Source organism: Paraburkholderia sp. EG287B (assembly GCF_040965595.1).
Classification (GTDB): domain Bacteria; phylum Pseudomonadota; class Gammaproteobacteria; order Burkholderiales; family Burkholderiaceae; genus Paraburkholderia.
Genome location: NZ_JBFRCG010000021.1, coordinates 1 through 20,572, shown reverse-complemented (window position 1 = coordinate 20,572; position 20,572 = coordinate 1). Strand labels below are relative to the sequence as shown.

The 20,572-nt window shown below is 61.1% G+C and carries 14 protein-coding genes, 4 tRNA genes and 1 rRNA gene; all 19 read right to left on the bottom strand.

Features of this window, described 5'->3' with window-relative positions:
- Positions 1-62: 62 nt before the first annotated feature.
- Positions 63-2,165, bottom strand: a complete 2,103-nt coding sequence (gene fusA / locus AB4Y40_RS32865; RefSeq protein ID WP_368691425.1) for an elongation factor G — start codon at positions 2,163-2,165, stop codon at positions 63-65.
- A 148-nt stretch (positions 2,166-2,313) separates the two neighbouring features.
- A complete protein-coding gene (gene rpsG / locus AB4Y40_RS32860; RefSeq protein WP_006053291.1) occupies positions 2,314-2,784 on the bottom strand; it encodes a 30S ribosomal protein S7 in 471 nt (156 codons plus the stop codon).
- A 186-nt stretch (positions 2,785-2,970) separates the two neighbouring features.
- On the bottom strand, positions 2,971-3,351 hold the full coding sequence (gene rpsL / locus AB4Y40_RS32855) for a 30S ribosomal protein S12 (RefSeq protein ID WP_027797953.1): 381 nt from the start codon (positions 3,349-3,351) through the stop codon (positions 2,971-2,973).
- Between the two features lie 267 nt (positions 3,352-3,618).
- The gene (recQ, locus tag AB4Y40_RS32850; protein WP_368691424.1) at positions 3,619-5,466 is read right to left on the bottom strand and encodes a DNA helicase RecQ; all 1,848 of its coding nucleotides are present in this window, start codon (positions 5,464-5,466) and stop codon (positions 3,619-3,621) included.
- 161 nt (positions 5,467-5,627) lie between these two features.
- Complete coding sequence (locus tag AB4Y40_RS32845) at positions 5,628-5,957, bottom strand: hypothetical protein (RefSeq protein WP_368691423.1); 330 nt, start codon at positions 5,955-5,957, stop codon at positions 5,628-5,630.
- 247 nt (positions 5,958-6,204) lie between these two features.
- Positions 6,205-10,458 (bottom strand): DNA-directed RNA polymerase subunit beta', encoded by a 4,254-nt coding sequence (gene rpoC / locus AB4Y40_RS32840; protein WP_368691422.1) that lies wholly within the window; start codon positions 10,456-10,458, stop codon positions 6,205-6,207.
- A 21-nt stretch (positions 10,459-10,479) separates the two neighbouring features.
- Positions 10,480-14,586 (bottom strand): DNA-directed RNA polymerase subunit beta, encoded by a 4,107-nt coding sequence (gene rpoB / locus AB4Y40_RS32835; protein WP_069269333.1) that lies wholly within the window; start codon positions 14,584-14,586, stop codon positions 10,480-10,482.
- Between the two features lie 376 nt (positions 14,587-14,962).
- The gene (gene rplL, locus AB4Y40_RS32830) at positions 14,963-15,337 is read right to left on the bottom strand and encodes a 50S ribosomal protein L7/L12 (RefSeq protein ID WP_027821097.1); all 375 of its coding nucleotides are present in this window, start codon (positions 15,335-15,337) and stop codon (positions 14,963-14,965) included.
- Between the two features lie 78 nt (positions 15,338-15,415).
- Entirely contained in the window at positions 15,416-15,913 is a 498-nt protein-coding gene (rplJ, locus tag AB4Y40_RS32825) for a 50S ribosomal protein L10 (RefSeq protein ID WP_069269335.1), read from the bottom strand.
- A gap of 310 nt (positions 15,914-16,223) precedes the next feature.
- Complete coding sequence (gene rplA / locus AB4Y40_RS32820; protein ID WP_042272956.1) at positions 16,224-16,919, bottom strand: 50S ribosomal protein L1; 696 nt, start codon at positions 16,917-16,919, stop codon at positions 16,224-16,226.
- On the bottom strand, positions 16,920-17,351 hold the full coding sequence (gene rplK, locus AB4Y40_RS32815) for a 50S ribosomal protein L11 (protein ID WP_028208938.1): 432 nt from the start codon (positions 17,349-17,351) through the stop codon (positions 16,920-16,922).
- A gap of 190 nt (positions 17,352-17,541) precedes the next feature.
- Positions 17,542-18,099, bottom strand: coding sequence for a transcription termination/antitermination protein NusG (gene nusG / locus AB4Y40_RS32810; protein ID WP_028208939.1), 558 nt, complete (start codon positions 18,097-18,099; stop codon positions 17,542-17,544).
- A gap of 1 nt (position 18,100) precedes the next feature.
- A complete protein-coding gene (gene secE / locus AB4Y40_RS32805; protein ID WP_028208940.1) occupies positions 18,101-18,481 on the bottom strand; it encodes a preprotein translocase subunit SecE in 381 nt (126 codons plus the stop codon).
- 37 nt (positions 18,482-18,518) lie between these two features.
- Positions 18,519-18,594, bottom strand: a tRNA-Trp gene (locus AB4Y40_RS32800).
- A 71-nt stretch (positions 18,595-18,665) separates the two neighbouring features.
- Entirely contained in the window at positions 18,666-19,856 is a 1,191-nt protein-coding gene (tuf, locus tag AB4Y40_RS32795; protein WP_028371383.1) for an elongation factor Tu, read from the bottom strand.
- Positions 19,857-19,964: 108 nt separating this feature from the next.
- Positions 19,965-20,039: transfer RNA gene (locus AB4Y40_RS32790), tRNA-Thr, on the bottom strand.
- Positions 20,040-20,071: 32 nt separating this feature from the next.
- Positions 20,072-20,145 (bottom strand) — tRNA-Gly (locus tag AB4Y40_RS32785).
- 75 nt (positions 20,146-20,220) lie between these two features.
- Positions 20,221-20,306 (bottom strand) — tRNA-Tyr (locus tag AB4Y40_RS32780).
- A gap of 143 nt (positions 20,307-20,449) precedes the next feature.
- Positions 20,450-20,563, bottom strand: a 5S ribosomal RNA gene (rrf, locus tag AB4Y40_RS32775).
- Between the last annotated feature and the right edge of the window lie 9 nt (positions 20,564-20,572).

Genomic DNA, 20,572 nt, shown 5'->3' with positions numbered 1-20,572 from the left:
GACTGTGCTACGCGGGCCCAGCCCATGCCGGGCCCGCTGCGTGCTCAAATGAGCGCCGATGCTTACTTCGCCTTCGCGCTGATGATCGCGTCGGCCACGTTACGCGGTGCTTCTGCGTAGTGCTTGAATTCCATCGTGTACGTTGCACGACCTTGCGTCAGCGAGCGCAGCGACGTCGAGTAGCCGAACATTTCCGACAGCGGCACTTCAGCGCGAACGATCTTGCCGCCGCCAACCATGTCTTCCATGCCCTGGACGATACCGCGACGGCCCGACAGGTCGCCCATCACGTTGCCCATGTAGTCTTCCGGCGTTTCGACTTCGACAGCCATCATCGGTTCGAGGATGACCGGCTGCGCCTTGCGCATTGCTTCCTTGAACGCCATCGAACCAGCCATGCGGAACGCATTTTCGTTCGAGTCAACGTCGTGGTACGAACCGAACGTCAGGTGAACCTTCACGTCGACGACCGGGAAGCCCGCCAGCACGCCAGCCTTCAGCGTTTCCTGGATACCCTTGTCCACCGCCGGGATGAATTCGCGCGGAATCACACCGCCCTTGATCTCGTCCAGGAACTCGTAGCCCTTGCCCTGCTCGTTCGGCTCAAGCGTGATGACAGCGTGACCGAACTGGCCGCGACCGCCCGACTGCTTGACGAACTTGCCTTCGACATCCTTCGCCGTGGCGCGGATCGTTTCGCGGTACGCAACCTGCGGCTTGCCGACGGTCGCTTCCACGTTGAATTCGCGCTTCATGCGGTCGACCAGAATTTCGAGGTGGAGCTCGCCCATACCCGAAATGATGGTCTGGCCCGATTCCTCGTCCGTCTGGACGCGGAACGACGGGTCTTCCTGTGCCAGGCGGTTCAGGGCGAGGCCCATCTTTTCCTGGTCAGCCTTGGTCTTCGGCTCGACGGCCTGCGAAATCACCGGCTCCGGGAACACCATGCGTTCCAGGATGATCGGGTTTTGCGGGTCGCACAGCGTGTCGCCCGTGGTTGCTTCCTTCAGGCCAACGGCTGCGGCGATGTCGCCTGCACGAACTTCCTTGATTTCTTCGCGGTTGTTCGCGTGCATCTGCAGAATACGGCCGAGGCGTTCCTTCTTGCCCTTGGTCGAGTTCAGCACGGTGTCACCCGAGTTGACGACGCCCGAGTACGCGCGGAAGAAGATCAGCTGGCCGACGAACGGGTCGGTCATGATCTTGAACGCGAGTGCCGAGAACTTCTCGTCGTCGGATGCGCGGCGCTCTGCCTTCTCGCCGTTTTCGAGTTCGCCCGTGACCGGGGGAATGTCCACCGGCGACGGCAGGAAGTCGATCACGGCGTCGAGCATACGCTGCACGCCCTTGTTCTTGAACGCGGTGCCGCACAGCATCGGCTGGATTTCGCAAGCGATGGTCCGGTCGCGGATCGCCTTGACGATTTCCGCTTCGGACAGCTCTTCGCCGCCGAGGTACTTTTCCATCAGCTCTTCGCTGGCTTCAGCAGCCGACTCGATCATCTTTTCGCGCCACTCGTTGCACGTGTCAACGAGTTCAGCCGGGATGTCGACGTAGTCGAACTTCGTGCCTTGCGAGGCCTCGTCCCAAATGATCGCTTTCATCTTCAGGAGGTCGACGACGCCCTTGAAGTTTTCTTCCGCGCCGATCGGCACCACGACCGGAACCGGGTTCGCCTTCAGGCGGTTCTTCAGCTGGTCGTAGACCTTGAAGAAGTTCGCGCCGGTACGGTCCATCTTGTTGACGAACGCGAGACGGGGAACCTTGTACTTGTTCGCCTGACGCCACACCGTTTCCGACTGCGGCTGCACGCCGCCCACGGCGCAGTAGACCATGCACGCGCCGTCGAGCACGCGCATCGAGCGCTCGACTTCAATCGTGAAGTCGACGTGGCCCGGGGTGTCGATGATGTTGATGCGGTGCTCGGGGTAGTTGCCGCCCATGCCCTTCCAGAACGCGGTCGTAGCAGCGGACGTGATCGTGATACCACGCTCCTGTTCCTGCTCCATCCAGTCCATGGTCGCGGCGCCGTCGTGAACTTCACCAATCTTGTGGTTCACGCCGGTGTAAAACAGAATGCGCTCGGTCGTCGTCGTCTTGCCGGCGTCGATGTGAGCGCTAATACCGATGTTGCGGTAGCGCTCGATAGGAGTCTTGCGTGCCACTTTGATCCTCTATCGGGAGGTGCGCGCCGGATCGATCCCGACCGGGTTGATCCCAACGCGCCTGAACACAAACGGGCGAGGCGCTCGATAAGCGCACCCGCCCGGAATTTTTTCCGTTTTTTGAGCAAGCCCCGGTAAGGGCTTTCTCTTAGAAGCGGAAGTGCGAGAACGCCTTGTTCGCTTCTGCCATCCGGTGAACTTCGTCGCGCTTCTTCATCGCGCCGCCACGGCCTTCGGCCGCTTCGGAGAGCTCACCTGCCAGACGCAGGGCCATCGACTTCTCGCTGCGCTTCTTCGCGGCTTCACGCAGCCAACGCATCGCCAATGCCATACGACGCGAGGGGCGCACTTCGACCGGAACCTGATAGTTCGCACCACCAACGCGGCGGCTCTTCACTTCCACCACCGGCTTCACGTTGTTGAGCGCGACAGTGAACACTTCCAGCGGGTCCTTGCCACCCTTGGTCTGGATCTGTTCGAAAGCGCCGTACACGATACGCTCGGCAACCGACTTCTTGCCGGAGAGCATCAGCACGTTCATGAACTTGGCTACATCAACGTTGCCGAACTTCGGATCCGGCAACACTTCCCGCTTGGGGACTTCGCGACGACGCGGCATGTTTCTTCCTTTAACTTTTCAGTTGAAGCGTGGATTGAACCCTACGCTCCGCGGCCACCAACTAACCCGATTCATCCATTACGACTTACCAGCCTGGTCGGGTGACCACTTACTCGACAGCACCGGCCAATCCGGCACCTGTCGCTTTTATCGCCGGCACTCGAAAGCGCAGACGACGCTTGACTCTTACTTCGCAGCCTTCGCGCGCTTCGCGCCGTACTTCGAACGAGCCTGCTTACGATCCTTGACGCCCTGGGTATCCAGCGAGCCACGAACCATGTGGTAACGCACACCCGGCAAGTCCTTCACACGGCCGCCGCGGATCAGCACGACCGAGTGTTCCTGCAGGTTGTGGCCTTCACCACCGATGTACGAAATGACTTCGAAGCCGTTCGTCAGGCGCACCTTGGCGACCTTACGGAGTGCCGAGTTCGGCTTCTTCGGCGTCGTCGTGTACACACGGGTGCACACGCCGCGACGCTGCGGGCAGTCCTGCAGGGCCGGCGACTTGCTCTTCGTAGCTTCCGAAGCGCGGCCTTTGCGAACCAGTTGATTGATGGTTGGCATTGTTTATTCCTGAAATTGAACAAAATCGACGCATTTATTTCCGGGCAAAGCGGAAAACCATACGTATCGAACTCCGGAACTGGTTATTTGACGTTAGTTTTCGTCAAATCAATTGACGAGCACAGACATCCCAAAGACCGGAACCCAGCATGATATTCCGAAAAGACCAAGCGAGTCAATGGCTTGCGACATTTCGGACGACAGAGGAAGTGACAGCGCCGTGACAATCCGGCGGCGTCCGGAATACCCGGTGGGGAACAGCGCGCCTTATTCGTCGCCGACGACCTCGACGAGCTCCTCGCCAAAGCGCTCGAGCTTGCGCGCCCCGATACCCGGGATGTCGCGCAGTTCGTCCACCGACTCCGGGCCGTTGCGCGCGATTTCCGCCAGCGTAGCGTCGTGGAAGATGACGTAGGCCGGCACGCCCTCGCTCTTCGCAGTCTCGGTGCGCCACAGGCGCAGGCGCTCCCAGCGCGAGCGCTGACGCGGGCTCATACCAAGGGTCGGATCGGCGCGCTCGCTCGTGCGGCTCGACGACGTACGCGTACGCGTGGGCTTCACGTAGCGGCGCATCGTGACATTCTGCTCGCCCTTGAGGACCGCCTTGCTCGCCTCGGTGAGCACGAGCGAGCCGTAGCCGTCATGGTCGACGGTGAGATACCCGAACGCCACCAGTTGCCGGAAGATTGCGCGCCATTCCGGCTCCGAAAGCGCGGAGCCGATGCCGAAGGTCGAGATTTTTTCGTGCCCGCGCTGCAGGATCTTTTCGTTGCGGTTGCCGCGCAGGATATCGATCAGATGGCCGGCGCCGAAATTGAAGCCGCTCGCGCGCTGCGCGCGGAACACGCACGAGAGCGCCATTTGCGCCTCACGCGTGGCGTCCCACGTGGCGGGCGGCTCGAGGCAGGTATCGCAGTTGCCGCACGGCTTGCTCTCTTCGCCAAAGTACGCGAGCAGGCGCACGCGCCGGCACGTGGCCGCTTCGCACAGGCCGAGCAGCGCGTCGAGCTTGCCCGTCTGCACGCGCTTGTGCTGCTCGTCGGCCTCGGACTCGTCGATCATCTTGCGCTGCTGTACGACGTCGCCAAGGCCGTAGGCCATCCACGCATTGGCCGCCAGCCCGTCGCGGCCTGCGCGACCGGTTTCCTGGTAGTAGCCTTCCACGCTCTTGGGCAAATCCAGATGCGCGACGAACCGCACGTCTGGCTTGTCGATGCCCATGCCGAACGCGATGGTGGCGCACATCACCACGCCCTCCTCGCGCTGGAACATCTCCTGGTGCTTCTGGCGCACCTCGAATTCCATGCCGGCATGGTACGGCAGCGCGCGCAACCCCTGCCCCTTCAACCACTCGGCCGTTTCTTCGACCTTGCGGCGCGAGAGGCAGTAGACGACGCCCGCATCCGAGGTGCCGTCGGCGCGCGTGTGCTCCGCGCGGATGAAGTCGAGCAACTGAGAACGCGCGTTGTCCTTCTCGACGATGCGGTAGCGGATGTTCGGCCGGTCGAAGCTCGAGACGAACACACGGGCGTCGTCGAGCGCGAGACGGTGCGCGATCTCGTCGCGTGTGATGGCGTCGGCGGTTGCCGTGAGCGCGATGCGCGGCACGTTCGGAAAGCGCTCGTGCAGCACCGAGAGCTGGATATATTCGGGCCGGAAGTCGTGGCCCCATTGCGAGACGCAGTGTGCTTCGTCGATGGCGAAGAGGCCGATGCGAGTGCGCTCGAGCAGGTCGAGAAAGCGCGACGTCATGAGGCGCTCGGGCGCGACGTAAAGCAGGTCGAGATCGCCTTCGCGCAGCGCCCGCTCGGTCGCCGCCGCTTCGGCGCCGCTCAGCGTCGAGTTGAGATAGGCGGCGCGCACGCCCACTTCCGTGAGCGCGGCCACCTGGTCCTGCATAAGCGCGATGAGCGGCGACACGACGATGCCGGCACCAAGCCCGGCTTCGTGCCGCACGAGCGCGGGAATCTGGTAGCAGAGCGATTTTCCGCCGCCGGTCGGCATGAGCACCAGCGAATCGCCGCCCCCTGCAACGTGCTCGACGATTTCGGCTTGCTGCCCTCTAAACGCGGGATAGCCGAAGACTTCGTTGAGGATTTCGAGGGAACGGGACATGAAAGCGGTGAGCGTGCGGAGCTGAGGCGGTGGGCAGGATTTTACCAACCCGGACGCGCCTTAACCGCCGCTACCGTGAAGATTGGCCATTCGGCCAGGAGAAACCGCGGAAGTCGCGCGCGCAGATCGCGAACGCGAACCACCAGGGTGAAGCGGGTTCGTCAGGCAGCGAGGCGTCGGCGCACGATCCGAAACGCGCCGACGATCGTTACGACGGCCACGATGGCCGCTGCGATCGTGAATGCGCTGGCCCCGAAGAGCACGACGTTGGCGCCGACGAACATCAGCGAGCCGATCGTCAGCAGCGCAGCGCCGCCCTTGACCCTGCCCGCCAGCAGCATGATGAAACCGATGATCAGGAAGGCCCACATCACGAGGAAGGTCGCGAAGAAGTTCGCCGCGGACTGATTGCTGACGTGATGCAGCAGCTGCGAAAAGCTGGCGACACATGCCACCAGATTCAGGATGAGACCGACCCCGACCACCCACATGATTACCGCCTCCAGATTCAGATAAACGCCGCCAGTGTCGTACGAAAAGACCCACACAGGCGGACTTGGCGCGCTACGTTAGCACGCCTCACCGATGTGCGCAGCGAGCGGGCCGGCACTGCGGCACGAGGCCGCAGGCGTAAGCGAGAAACGCGCGCGCCAATAAAAAAGCCGCCCGGTGAAAACCAGGCGGCTTTTGCGAGGGCATGTGAGCCCGCAGCGAAAGGCGGCTTGCGCCGCCCCGCGCTTACTCGTCCGTCGTATGCGGCTGTTGCGGCTGCGGCTCGGCGGCCGGGGTTTCCGGCGTACCGAACTCGAACGCTTCTTCCGCTGCGATCTGGTCGAAACGCTCGCGATCCGACGATTCCTTCGCACGGCGCGCCTTGTGGAAGGCGAGACCCGTACCAGCCGGAATCAGACGACCGACGATCACGTTTTCCTTCAGGCCACGCAGATCGTCGCGCTTGCCCATGATCGCCGCTTCGGTCAGCACGCGGGTCGTTTCCTGGAACGATGCCGCCGAGATGAACGAATCGGTCGAGAGCGATGCCTTCGTAATACCCAGCAGCACGTTCTCGTACGTTGCCGGGCGCTTGTCCTCGGCGTTCATCTTGTCGTTTTCGTCCAGCATGTCCGAACGCTCGACCTGCTCGCCCGGGATGAAGCGCGTATCACCGTTGTCGGTGATCTGCACACGACGCAGCATCTGACGCACGATCACTTCGATGTGCTTGTCGTTGATCTTCACGCCCTGCAGACGGTACACGTCCTGCACTTCGTCCACGATGTAACGCGACAGCGCCTCGATCCCCTGCAGACGCAGGATGTCGTGCGGATCGGCCGGGCCGTCCACGATCATTTCGCCCTTGTTGACGACCTGACCGTCGTGGACCAGCACCTGCTTTTCCTTCGCGATCAGGAACTCGTGCTGATTGCCTTCGAGGTCCGTGATAACGAGACGCTGCTTGCCCTTCGTGTCCTTACCGAACGACGTCGTACCCGTGACTTCCGCCAGAATACCTGCGTCCTTCGGCGAACGTGCTTCGAACAGTTCCGCCACACGCGGCAGACCACCGGTAATGTCACGCGTCTTCTGGGCTTCGGTCGGGATACGTGCGAGCACTTCACCGACCTGCACCTGCTGACCGTCCTTCACGGTGATCAGTGCGCCGACCTGGAAGCCGATCTGCACCGAATGCTCCGTGCCCGGGATCTTCACTTCGTCGCCGTTCGCGTCGAGCAGCTTGACCTGCGGACGCACGCTCTTCGCCGCCTGCGAACCGCGGCGCTTCACGTCGATCACGACGAGGGTCGACAGACCCGTGACGTCGTCGATCTGCTTGGCCACGGTCACGCCTTCCTCGACGTTCTCGAACTTCACCGTACCGCCGTACTCGGTGATGATCGGACGCGTGAGCGGATCCCACGTTGCGAGCTGCGTACCGGCCTTGATCGCTGCGCCATCGAGCTGCAGCAGCGTCGCGCCGTACGGCACCTTGTGACGCTCGCGCTCGCGGCCGTGATCGTCGGCGATGATGGCTTCGCCCGAACGCGAGATGACGACCTGCTCGCCCTTCGCATTCGTAACGTAACGCATCGTCGCCGTGAAGCGCACGGTACCGTTCGACTTGGCTTCCACCGACGAGGCCACTGCCGCACGCGACGCCGCACCACCGATGTGGAACGTACGCATCGTGAGCTGCGTGCCCGGTTCGCCGATCGACTGTGCTGCGATCACGCCGACGGCTTCGCCGACGTTCACGCGCGAACCACGGCCCAGGTCGCGGCCATAGCACGATGCGCACAGACCGTAACGCGTTTCGCAGGTCAGCGGCGTGCGCACGCGCACTTCGTCGATGCCGAGGCTTTCGATCGTTTCGACCGCGTCTTCGTCGAGCAGGTCGCCCGAAGCGTAGATCGTTTCCTGCGTTTCCGGATTGACGACGTCCGCCACCGCCACACGGCCGAGAATACGGTCGCGCAGCGCTTCGACGACTTCACCGCCTTCCACGAGGGCCTTCATCGCCACGCCGTTCGACGTGCCGCAATCTTCCTCGACGACCACGAGATCCTGCGTGACGTCGACGAGACGACGCGTCAGGTAACCCGAGTTCGCGGTCTTCAGTGCCGTATCAGCCAGACCCTTACGTGCACCGTGGGTCGAGATGAAGTACTGCAACACGTTCAGACCTTCGCGGAAGTTCGCGGTAATCGGCGTTTCGATAATCGAGCCGTCCGGCTTCGCCATCAGGCCGCGCATACCCGCCAGCTGGCGAATCTGGGTTGCGGAACCCCGCGCGCCCGAGTCGGCCATCATGTAGATCGAGTTGAACGATTCCTGACGCGTTTCCTTGCCGTCGCGGTCGATCACCGGTTCCGTCGCGAGCTGCTCCATCATCGCCTTGCCGACCGCTTCCGACGTGTTCGACCAGATGTCGACCACGTTGTTGTAGCGTTCCTGCGCGGTGACGAGACCCGACATGTACTGACGGTCGTACTCCTTCACCTTCTTCGCGGCTTCGCCGACGATGGTTTCCTTCTGCGGCGGCACGAGCATGTCGTCCACGCAGATCGAAATACCGGCGCGCGTTGCGAGGCGGAAGCCCGACTGCATCAGCTGGTCAGCGAAGATCACCGTTTCGCGCAGACCGCACTTGCGGAACGCGGTGTTGATCAGACGCGAAATTTCCTTCTTCTTCAGCGGCTTGTTCAGCACCGAGAACGGCAGACCCGGCGGCAGGATTTCCGACAGGATCGAACGGCCGACCGTGGTCGCGTACAGCGAGATCTTCGGCACGAATGCCGGTGCGCCTTCCGACTTGTCCTCGTTGTGGACCATTTCGGTAATACGCACGTTCACGCGCGAGGCCAGCTCGACTTCCTTGTTCTCGTACGCGCGCAGCACTTCCGACACGCCCGTGAACGTCATGCCTTCGCCCTTGCCGTTGATCGCTTCACGCGTGGCGTAGTACAGACCCAGCACGATATCCTGCGACGGCACGATCGACGGATCGCCGTTGGCCGGGAACAGGACGTTGTTCGACGCGAGCATGAGCGTACGCGCTTCCATCTGCGCTTCGAGCGACAGCGGAACGTGAACGGCCATCTGGTCACCGTCGAAGTCGGCGTTGAACGCCGCGCAAACGAGCGGGTGCAGCTGGATTGCCTTACCTTCGATCAGCACCGGCTCGAAAGCCTGGATGCCAAGACGGTGCAGCGTCGGCGCACGGTTGAGCATGACCGGGTGCTCGCGGATCACCTCTTCGAGGATGTCCCACACCACCGGCGTCTGGTTCTCGACTTCCTTCTTCGCAGCCTTGATGGTCGTGGCAACGCCCATCGTTTCCAGCTTGTTGAAGATGAACGGCTTGAACAGTTCGAGCGCCATCAGCTTCGGCAGACCGCACTGGTGCAGCTTGAGCGTCGGACCCACCACGATGACCGAACGGCCCGAGTAGTCCACGCGCTTGCCCAGCAGGTTCTGACGGAAGCGGCCGCCCTTACCCTTGATCATGTCGGCGAGCGACTTCAGCGGACGCTTGTTCGCGCCCGTCATCGCCTTGCCGCGACGACCGTTGTCGAGCAGCGAGTCCACGGCTTCCTGGAGCATCCGCTTTTCGTTGCGGACGATGATCTCCGGCGCCTTGAGCTCGAGCAGACGCTTCAGACGGTTGTTACGGTTGATGACGCGGCGATACAGATCGTTCAGGTCCGAAGTCGCGAAACGGCCACCGTCCAGCGGCACCAGCGGACGCAGTTCGGGCGGCAGCACCGGCAGCACTTCGAGCACCATCCATTCGGGCTTGATGCCCGAACGCTGGAAAGCCTCGAGCACCTTCAGGCGCTTCGCGTACTTCTTGATCTTCGCTTCCGAGCCGGTGTTCTTCAGCTCGGTGCGCAGCGTCTCGACCTGTTCGTCGATGTTGATCGCGCGCAGCAGTTCGCGCACGCCTTCCGCGCCCATTTCGGCACGGAATTCGTCACCGTACTCTTCGACCTTGTTGTAGTAATCCTCTTCGGTCATGATCTGCCGCGCCTTCAGCGGCGTCATGCCCGGTTCGATCACCACGTATGCTTCGAAGTACAGCACGCGCTCGATGTCGCGCAGCGTCATGTCGAGCACCATGCCCAGACGCGACGGCAGCGACTTCAGGAACCAGATGTGCGCGACCGGCGAGGCCAGCTCGATGTGGCCCATGCGTTCGCGACGCACCTTCGCCAGCGTGACTTCAACGCCGCACTTCTCGCAGATCACGCCACGGTGCTTCAGGCGCTTGTACTTGCCGCACAGGCACTCGTAGTCCTTGATCGGCCCGAAGATCTTCGCGCAGAACAGACCATCCCGTTCCGGCTTGAAGGTACGGTAGTTGATGGTCTCCGGCTTCTTCACTTCGCCGAACGACCACGAGCGGATCTTGTCCGGCGAGGCCAGACCGATCTTGATCGCGTCAAAAACTTCTTCTTGTTGGACTTGCTTGAATAGATCGAGCAGAGCTTTCATTGCCTTCTCTCCGTAGTCCGATTAGTTGCGGTCGAGGTCGATGTCGATGCCGAGCGAGCGGATTTCCTTCACCAGCACATTGAAGGATTCCGGCATGCCCGCGTCGATCACGTGGTCGCCCTTGACGAGGTTCTCGTACACCTTCGTCCGGCCCGTCACGTCATCGGACTTCACCGTCAACATTTCCTGCAGCACATACGAAGCGCCATACGCTTCGAGCGCCCACACTTCCATTTCACCGAAGCGCTGACCACCGAATTGCGCCTTACCACCCAGCGGCTGCTGCGTGACGAGCGAGTACGGACCCGTCGAACGCGCGTGCATCTTGTCGTCGACAAGGTGGTGCAGCTTCAGGTAGTGCATGTAGCCCACGGTCACCGTACGCTCGAACATCTCGCCCGTGCGGCCGTCGTACAGACGCACCTGGTTCTTCGAGGGCGTCATGCCGAGGTTCTGGGCGACGTCGTCCGGGAATGCCAGATCGAGCATCTTGCCCATTTCCTCTTCGGTCGCACCGTCGAACACCGGCGTTGCGAACGGCACGCCTTCGCGCAGGTTCTTCGCGAGTTCGAGGATCTCGTCGTCGCTGAAGCTGTCGAGGTCTTCCTTGTGGCCCGATTCGTTGTAGATCTTCGTGAGGAACTCACGCAGCTCTGCAACCTTCGTCTGACGCGCAAGCATCTCGCCAATACGCCAGCCCAGACCCTTCGCGGCCCAACCGAGGTGCACTTCGAGAACCTGACCCACGTTCATCCGTGACGGCACGCCGAGCGGGTTCAGCACGACGTCTGCCGGACGGCCATCGGCCATGTACGGCATGTCTTCGATCGGAACGATCTTCGACACCACACCCTTGTTACCGTGACGGCCTGCCATCTTGTCGCCAGGCTGCAGACGGCGCTTCACCGCGAGGTACACCTTGACCATCTTCAGCACGCCCGGCGGCAGTTCGTCGCCTTGCGTGAGCTTCTTGCGCTTTTCTTCGAAGGCCAGATCGAACTGGTGACGCTTCTCTTCGATCGAGTTCTTGATCGCTTCGAGCTGCGCCGCTGCTTCTTCGTCCGCGAGGCGGATGTCGAACCAGTGGTAGTGATCCAGATCTTCGAGGTACGCGCGCTCGATCTTCGTGCCCTTCGCGAGCTTCTTCGGACCGCCGTTGGCGACCTTGCCTTCGAGCATGCGGGCGAGACGCTGGAACGCGTCGCCTTCCACGATGCGCAGCTGGTCGTTCAGGTCGAGGCGATAGCGCTTCAGTTCATCGTCGATGATCTGTTGAGCACGCTTGTCGCGCTGGATGCCTTCACGCGTGAACACCTGCACGTCGATGACCGTGCCGCTCATGCCCGAGGGCACGCGCAGCGACGTATCCTTCACGTCCGAAGCCTTCTCGCCGAAGATCGCGCGCAGCAGCTTTTCTTCCGGCGTGAGCTGGGTTTCGCCCTTCGGCGTGACCTTGCCCACGAGCACGTCGCCCGCTTCGACTTCCGCGCCGATGTACACGATGCCCGACTCGTCGAGACGGCCAAGCTGCACTTCCGCGAGGTTCGAAATGTCGCGCGTGATTTCTTCCGGTCCGAGCTTCGTGTCGCGTGCAACGACATTCAGTTCTTCGATGTGGATCGACGTGTAACGGTCGTCCGCAACCACCTTCTCCGAGATCAGGATCGAGTCTTCGAAGTTGTAGCCGTTCCACGGCATGAACGCGATCAGCATGTTCTGGCCGAGCGCGAGCTCGCCCAGATCGGTCGATGCGCCGTCAGCCAGCACGTCGCCGCGCGCAACCTTGTCGCCCATCTTCACGATCGGACGCTGGTTGATGTTCGTGTTCTGGTTCGAACGCGTGTACTTGATGAGGTTGTAGATGTCCACACCCACTTCACCAGCAACCGCTTCGTCGTCGTTCACACGAATCACGATACGGCCGGCATCGACGTAGTCGACCACGCCGCCACGCAGCGCCTGAACCGTCGTACCCGAGTCGACCGCAACGGTGCGCTCGATACCCGTACCGACGACCGGCTTTTCCGGACGCAGGCAAGGCACGGCCTGACGCTGCATGTTCGAGCCCATCAGTGCACGGTTCGCGTCGTCGTGCTCGAGGAACGGAATCAGCGAGGCTGCAACCGAGACGATCTGCGACGGCGCCACGTCCATGTACTGGATGCGGTCCGGCGTGACCATCAGCGTTTCGCCCGCTTCACGCGACGAAACCAGTTCGTCGGTCAGCGTGCCGTCTTCAGCCACCGCCGCGTTCGCCTGAGCGATCACGTAACGGCCTTCTTCGATCGCCGACAGGTAGTCGATCTGGTCGGTCACCTTGCCGTCTGCCACCTTGCGATACGGCGTTTCGAGGAAGCCGTATTCGTTCAGGTGCGCGTACAGTGCGAGCGAGTTGATCAGACCGATGTTCGGACCTTCCGGCGTCTCAATCGGACACACGCGGCCGTAGTGGGTCGGGTGCACGTCGCGGACTTCGAAGCCTGCGCGCTCGCGCGTCAGACCGCCCGGGCCCAGTGCGGAAACACGACGCTTGTGCGTGATTTCCGAGAGCGGGTTGGTCTGGTCCATGAACTGCGACAGCTGCGACGAACCGAAGAACTCGCGAATCGCCGACGAAATCGGCTTCGAGTTGATCAGATCGTGCGGCATCAGGTTTTCGCTTTCGGCCTGGCCGAGGCGTTCCTTCACGGCACGTTCGACGCGCACGAGACCCGCGCGGAACTGGTTTTCCGCGAGTTCGCCCACGCAACGCACGCGACGGTTGCCGAGGTGGTCGATGTCGTCCACTTCGCCCTTGCCGTTACGCAGCTCGACGAGGATCTTGATGGTCGCGAGGATGTCGTCGTCCTGCAGCGTCATCGGGCCGACGATTTCGTCACGGCCCACGCGGCGGTTGAACTTCATACGACCCACCTTCGAGAGGTCGTACGCTTCTTCGCTGTAGAACAGGCGGTTGAACAGCGCCTCGACCGCTTCTTCGGTCGGCGGCTCGCCCGGACGCATCATGCGGTAGATCGCGATGCGCGCGGCCATCTTGTCGGCGGTTTCGTCGATACGCAGCGTCGACGAGATGTACGGACCCTGGTCCAGATCGTTCGTGTAGAGCGTCTGGATGTCCTTGATCTTCGCTTCGCGCAGCTTCTCGAGCACGCTTTCGGTGATCTCGTCGTTCGCGTTCGCGATCACTTCGCCCGTGTCGCCGTCGACGACGTTCTTCGCGAGAACGCGACCGAGCAGATAATCTTCGGGGACCGAAATGTACGTCGTCTTCGCGCTTTCGAGGTCGCGAATGTGCTTCGCGTTGATGCGCTTGTCCTTCTGGACAATGACCTTGCCTTCGCGATCGCTGATGTCGAAGCGCGCGACTTCACCGCGCAGACGCTCCGGTACGAACTCCATCTGCGCGCCTTCCGGCATCAGCGTGAAGTTGTCGAACACGAAGAAGTTCGCGAGGATCTGTTCCGGCGTGAGGCCGATGGCCTTCAGCAGGATCGTGACCGGCATCTTGCGGCGACGGTCGACGCGGAAGTACAGCACGTCCTTCGGGTCGAACTCGAAGTCGAGCCACGAACCGCGGTAAGGAATGATACGGGCCGAGAAGAGCAGCTTGCCCGAGCTGTGCGTCTTGCCCTTGTCGTGTTCGAAGAACACGCCAGGCGAGCGATGCAGCTGCGAGACGATGACACGCTCGGTGCCGTTGATGACGAACGAACCGGTCGGCGTCATGAGCGGAATTTCGCCCATGTACACCTCCTGTTCCTTCACTTCCTTCACGACCGGCTTGCTCGGCGATTCCTTGTCGAGCAGGACGAGACGGACCTTGGCGCGCAGCGCCGAGCAGTACGTCAAACCGCGTTGCTGGCATTCCTTGATGTTGAATGCCGGCGACGACAGCATGTAGCTGACGAACTCTAGACGAGCAAAGCCGTTATGGGAAACAATAGGAAAAACGGACGAAAACGCTGCCTGCAGACCTTCCGGTTTGCGTTGTGCGGTCGCCGTTTCTGCTTGCAGGAATGTGCTGAATGATTCAAGCTGGGTAGCCAGCAGGAAAGGAACCTGGTGAACGATGGGGCGTTTCGCGAAACTCTTGCGAATACGCTTCTTCTCGGTGAAGGAATAGTGCATACGATCTCCGAATCACGGCGGGTAGGACGACCCGAGTGTTCACCGACTGAGACCCGATGGCTTCGCGAGCCCTGGAAGCTTGGTGGTTGGCCTCTACCAACCGCTGGCTGACGGCAACGGATTTCGGCTTGTCATAACGTGCCCGCTGCCCGACCAAACTTGCCTTCTGCAGTCGCTTCAGAAGACAAAGAGAAGCGTCGTGCGCACAGATCATGCCCTTGAGGCACTCACCCGGCGAAAGACGTTTTTCTTTGGCTTCTGGATCCCGCATCCCGCCTCCGACTTCTAAAAAATCGAACACAAAAACGCAGAATCCACAAAGCACAAAAAGGCCGGCGGTGTAAAAACCGCCAGCCTTCGCACAGCGCGCTGAAACTTACTTGATTTCAGCCTTCGCGCCGGCTTCTTCCAGCTTCTTCTTGGCTTCTTCAGCAGCAGCCTTGGGCACCGCTTCCTTCACGGGCTTCGGTGCGCCGTCGACCAGGTCCTTCGCTTCCTTCAGGCCGAGACCCGTCAGTTCACGAACGGCCTTAATGACCGAAACCTTGTTTGCGCCGGCTTCGAGCAGGTTGACCGTGAATTCGGTCTGCTCTTCAGCAGCAGCAGCAGCGCCGCCGCCTGCCGGGCCAGCGACTGCCACAGCAGCTGCCGACACGCCAAACTTCTCTTCGAACGCCTTGACCAGTTCGTTCAGTTCAAGAACCGACATCGAGCCAACGGCTTCGAGGATGTCTTCTTTTGCGATTGCCATTTGAAATTACTCCAGATTTGAATTCGGAAACAGCTAGCGATCTTTCTCGCTCGCTCTTGCTCGTTCGTCTGCCTGAAATCAGGCAGCTTCTGCTTGCTTCTTCTCCGCCAGCGCGGCCAGAGCACGCGCGAAGCCGGAAACAGGAGCTTGCATAACGAACAGCAGCTTCGAGAGCAGTTCTTCGCGGCTCGGGATGTTGGCCAGCGCTTGCACGCCTGCCACGTCCATCACCTTGCCTTCGTAGGAACCAGCCTTGATGACCAACTTGTCATTGCCCTTCGCGAAGTCATTGACGACCTTCGCAGCAGCAATTGCATCTTCCGAGATGCCGTAGATCAGGGGGCCAGTCATCTGCTCTGCCAGCGGAGCAAACGGGGTACCTTCGACAGCGCGACGCGCCAGCGTGTTCTTCAACACGCGGAGGTACACCTGCTGCTCACGCGCTTTCGCGCGCAGCTTGGTCAGATCGCCAACCGCGATTCCACGATACTCGGCCAGCACCATGGTCTGAGCCTTCGCGACTTGCGCGGAGACTTCAGCCACGACGGCCTGCTTACCTTCTTTGTTCAGTGGCACGGTTAACCTCCAGATTCGACACACTTTGCTTTCGCTACATGTGCCGCGTTCAACAACGGCGACCGACCAGTCCGGAGTAAATCAGTTTGCATCGTCAGGCGTTACCGCCTGCATCCGCTCACATCAGCACTTCAAAACCTTTTCGGGTTCGCCATCTGCGTTGGCTTTGCATTAAGGAAGCACCCAACTGCTGCACTTCCGCCAACGGTCTTTGACAACCGGTTGCACCGCGCTTACCGCCGCTGCACAACCGCCCAAAGCCCTTTAAATCCGCGCTGCAGCCCTTTCGAGCTTCAACGCGGCAAAACTATTACGCTGCGAGCGACGTCTGGTCGACGCGAACGCCAACGCCCATCGTGCTCGAGACAGCGATCTTGCGCAGGTACACGCCCTTGCTCGTTGCCGGCTTCGCCTTGGTCAGCGCGTCGAGGAGCGCGTCCAGGTTGCTGCGCAGCGCGGTCGGCTCGAACGATGCACGGCCGATGGTGGCGTGGATGATACCGGCCTTGTCGACACGGAATTGCACCTGACCCGCCTTCGCGTTCTTGACCGCGGTCGCCACGTCCGGCGTCACGGTGCCGACCTTCGGGTTCGGCATGAGGCCGCGCGGGCCGAGGATCTGACCGAGCGTACCGACGACGCGCATCGTGTCCGGCGAAGCGATCACGATGTCGAAGTTCAGGTTGCCGCCCTTGATCTGCTCGGCGAGGTCTTCCATACCGACGATCTCTGCGCCTGCTGCCTTGGCTTGTTCAGCCTTTTCACCTTGCGCGAACACTGCAACGCGGACCGACTTGCCGGTACCTGCGGGCAGAACGACCGAGCCGCGAACGACCTGGTCCGACTTCTTCGCATCGATGCCGAGCTGCACTGCGACGTCGATCGACTCGTCGAACTTCGCCGTGGCGCATTCCTTCACGAGCGACAGTGCGTCGCCGATCGGGTACTGTTTTTGGCGGTCGATCTTGGCAGCCAGTGCCTTTTGACGCTTGGAAACCTTAGCCATTTACACACCCTCCACGATGATGCCCATCGAGCGGGCGCTACCAGCGATCGTGCGAACCGCTGCATCCATATCGGCTGCCGTAAGGTCCGGCATCTTGGTCTTGGCGATTTCCTCGGCTTGCGCGCGGGTGATCGTAGCGACCTTGTCCGTATGCGGCTTGGCCGAACCCTTGTCGACCTTCGCTGCCTTCTTGATCAGAATCGTGGCCGGCGGCGTCTTCAGGATGAACGTGAAGCTCTTGTCCGCGAATGCCGTGATCACGACCGGCGTCGGCAGACCCGGTTCCATCGCTTGAGTCTGCGCGTTGAACGCCTTGCAGAACTCCATGATGTTCAGGCCGCGCTGACCCAGTGCCGGACCGACCGGCGGCGACGGGTTGGCTTTACCTGCAGGAATCTGCAGCTTGATAAAGCCGATGATTTTCTTTGCCATGTTGAAACCTCTTTGGAACGCGTGAGCGTTCTGGTGAGTGGTAGCGCGCGTTCGCCACAATCTTCGCTGTGCCAACTGCTTTGGCGGCATCTACAGCCGATTAGACTACTGGCGCTCCTCTACGGCCATAACGCGGACCGTAAGCGCGGAAAAACGGATCGCACCCGAGGCGCGATCCGTAGTATTCGATTTACAGCTTTTCGACCTGGCCGAATTCGAGTTCGACCGGTGTGGCGCGACCGAAAATGGTGACGGAGACCCGGACGCGCGACTTTTCGTAGTTGACTTCTTCGACGCTGCCGTTGAAGTCCGTGAACGGACCTTCCTTCACGCGGACCATCTCGCCGACTTCGAACAGGGTCTTGGGGCGCGGCTTCTCAACGCCTTCCTGCATCTGCGACATGATCTTTTCGACTTCGCGCGGCGAAATCGGGCTCGGGCGATTACGCGCCCCGCCGACGAAACCGGTCACCTTTGCCGTGTTCTTCACGAGGTGCCACGTTTCGTCCGTCATTTCCATCTCGACCAGGACGTAGCCCGGAAAGAAACGACGCTCGGTCACCGATTTGTGACCACCCTTCACCTCGACCACTTCTTCAGTCGGCACGAGGATCTGGCCAAACTTGTCCTGCATGCCAGCACGTTCGATGCGCTCCTGAAGCGCACGTTGCACGCTCTTCTCCATGCCGGAGTAGGCGTGCACCACATACCAACGTTTTCCGCTCGGGGATGCCGGTGTATCGCTCATATCATTTCCAACCCAGAATCGCCGAGAAAATCACCCACTCGATGGATTTGTCGCAAACCCACAGAATGATGGCCATGGCCAGCACAAAACCGAAGACCACCAGGGTCGTTTGCGTGGCCTCTTTGCGAGTCGGCCAGACGACCTTGCGAACTTCCTTGTACGAGTCTTTGGCAAACGCGATGAAGCTCTTGCCGGGCGCCGAGAGAAGACCGACCACCACCCCCGCGATCACGCCCACTGCGAGCGCTGCACCGCGGACATACCACTCCTGGCTACCGAGCCAGTAGAACCCTACGAACCCGGCCACAACCAACAATACGCCCGCCGCAAGCATCAGCTTGTCGCTGGAAGTATTAACAGTTTCGACGGAAGGATTCGCCATAACACCTTAAAGAACAACGCGCCTGAGCGCGAGAAGTTGGCAGGGGCAGAGGGAATCGAACCCCCAACCTTCGGTTTTGGAGACCGACGCTCTGCCAGTTGAGCTATACCCCTAAACCATTTTGGGGTTGGCGGCATCGCCAACCCCGAAACCACTTAGTCGATCAACGAGACTGGCAAAAAACTTACTCGATGATCTTTGCAACCACGCCGGCGCCGACGGTACGGCCACCTTCGCGGATTGCGAAGCGCAGACCTTCTTCCATCGCGATCGGAGCGATCAGCTTCACCGTGATCGACACGTTGTCGCCCGGCATGACCATTTCCTTGTCCTTCGGCAGCTCGATCGAGCCCGTCACGTCCGTCGTACGGAAGTAGAACTGCGGACGGTAGTTGTTGAAGAACGGCGTGTGACGGCCGCCTTCGTCCTTGCTCAGCACGTACACTTCAGCCGTGAAGTGCGTGTGCGGCGTGATCGAACCCGGCTTGGCCAGCACCTGGCCACGCTCCACGTCTTCACGCTTCGTGCCGCGCAGCAGGATACCCACGTTGTCGCCTGCCTGACCCTGGTCGAGCAGCTTGCGGAACATTTCCACGCCCGTGCAGGTCGTCTTCACCGTCGGCTTGATACCGACGATTTCGATTTCCTCGCCGACCTTGACGATGCCGCGCTCGACGCGACCCGTCACCACCGTGCCGCGACCCGAGATCGAGAACACGTCTTCCACCGGCATCAGGAAGGCGCCGTCAACTGCGCGCTCCGGCGTCGGGATGTACGTGTCCAGTGCGTCGGCCAGGTTCATGATCGCCACTTCACCCAGTTCGCCCTTGTCGCCTTCCAGCGCCAGCTTGGCCGAACCCTTGATGATCGGCGTGTCGTCGCCCGGGAAGTCGTACTTCGACAAGAGCTCGCGCACTTCCATTTCGACCAGCTCGAGCAGCTCGGCGTCGTCGACCATGTCGCACTTGTTCAGGAACACGATGATGTAAGGCACGCCGACCTGACGGGCGAGCAGGATGTGCTCACGCGTTTGCGGCATCGGGCCGTCAGCGGCCGAGCACACCAGGATCGCGCCGTCCATCTGCGCCGCGCCCGTGATCATGTTCTTCACGTAGTCAGCGTGGCCCGGGCAGTCGACGTGTGCGTAGTGGCGGTTAGCCGTTTCGTACTCGACGTGCGCGGTGTTGATGGTAATACCACGTGCCTTTTCTTCCGGCGCCGCGTCGATCTGGTCGTACGCCTTCGCTTCGCCGCCGAACTTCGCGGTCAGAACCGTCGTGATCGCTGCCGTCAGCGTGGTCTTGCCGTGGTCAACGTGACCGATCGTGCCCACGTTCACGTGCGGCTTGGTCCGCTCAAACTTACCCTTGGCCATTTTCGACTCCTAAGAGGATTTTTCCGTACGTTGCGCGGGGCGCGCAAACAATCACTGGCTTGCTGCTGCCTGCTCGATGCGGGGCTTTAGACGCCCGCTAGATCCGGCTGGTGCCCATGGGCAGGATCGAACTGCCGACCTCTCCCTTACCAAGGGAGTGCTCTACCACTGAGCCACATGGGCGAAAACTGCTCTGAACCGCTTTAATGCTTCGCTGGAGCGGGTGAAGGGAATCGAACCCTCGTCGTAAGCTTGGAAGGCTTCTGCTCTACCATTGAGCTACACCCGCGAGGTTCGCCGGCCATTTCGATCGCGCAGCTGCTAGCGCAATCTTTACCGGCCCGTCACTGCTACAGCTGAATTCTGGTGGAGGAGGTTGGATTCGAACCAACGTAGGCGTAAGCCAACAGATTTACAGTCTGCCCCCTTTAGCCACTCGGGCACCCCTCCGCAGAGAACTGATGATTATGGGGGAACATCCGAATCGTGTCAAGCACTTTGTTCGGCGTCGATCCCACAACGCTCTCACTTATAGGGAGAGCGGAAAAGCAAAAACCCCGGCTTTTTAGGGCCGGGGTCTCGCTTGTAGAGGAGCCTGACGATTACCTACTTTCACACGGGCAATCCGCACTATCATCGGCGTGGAGCTGTTTCACGGTCCTGTTCGGGATGGGAAGGGGTGGGACCAGCTCGCTATGGTCATCAGGCATGACGGG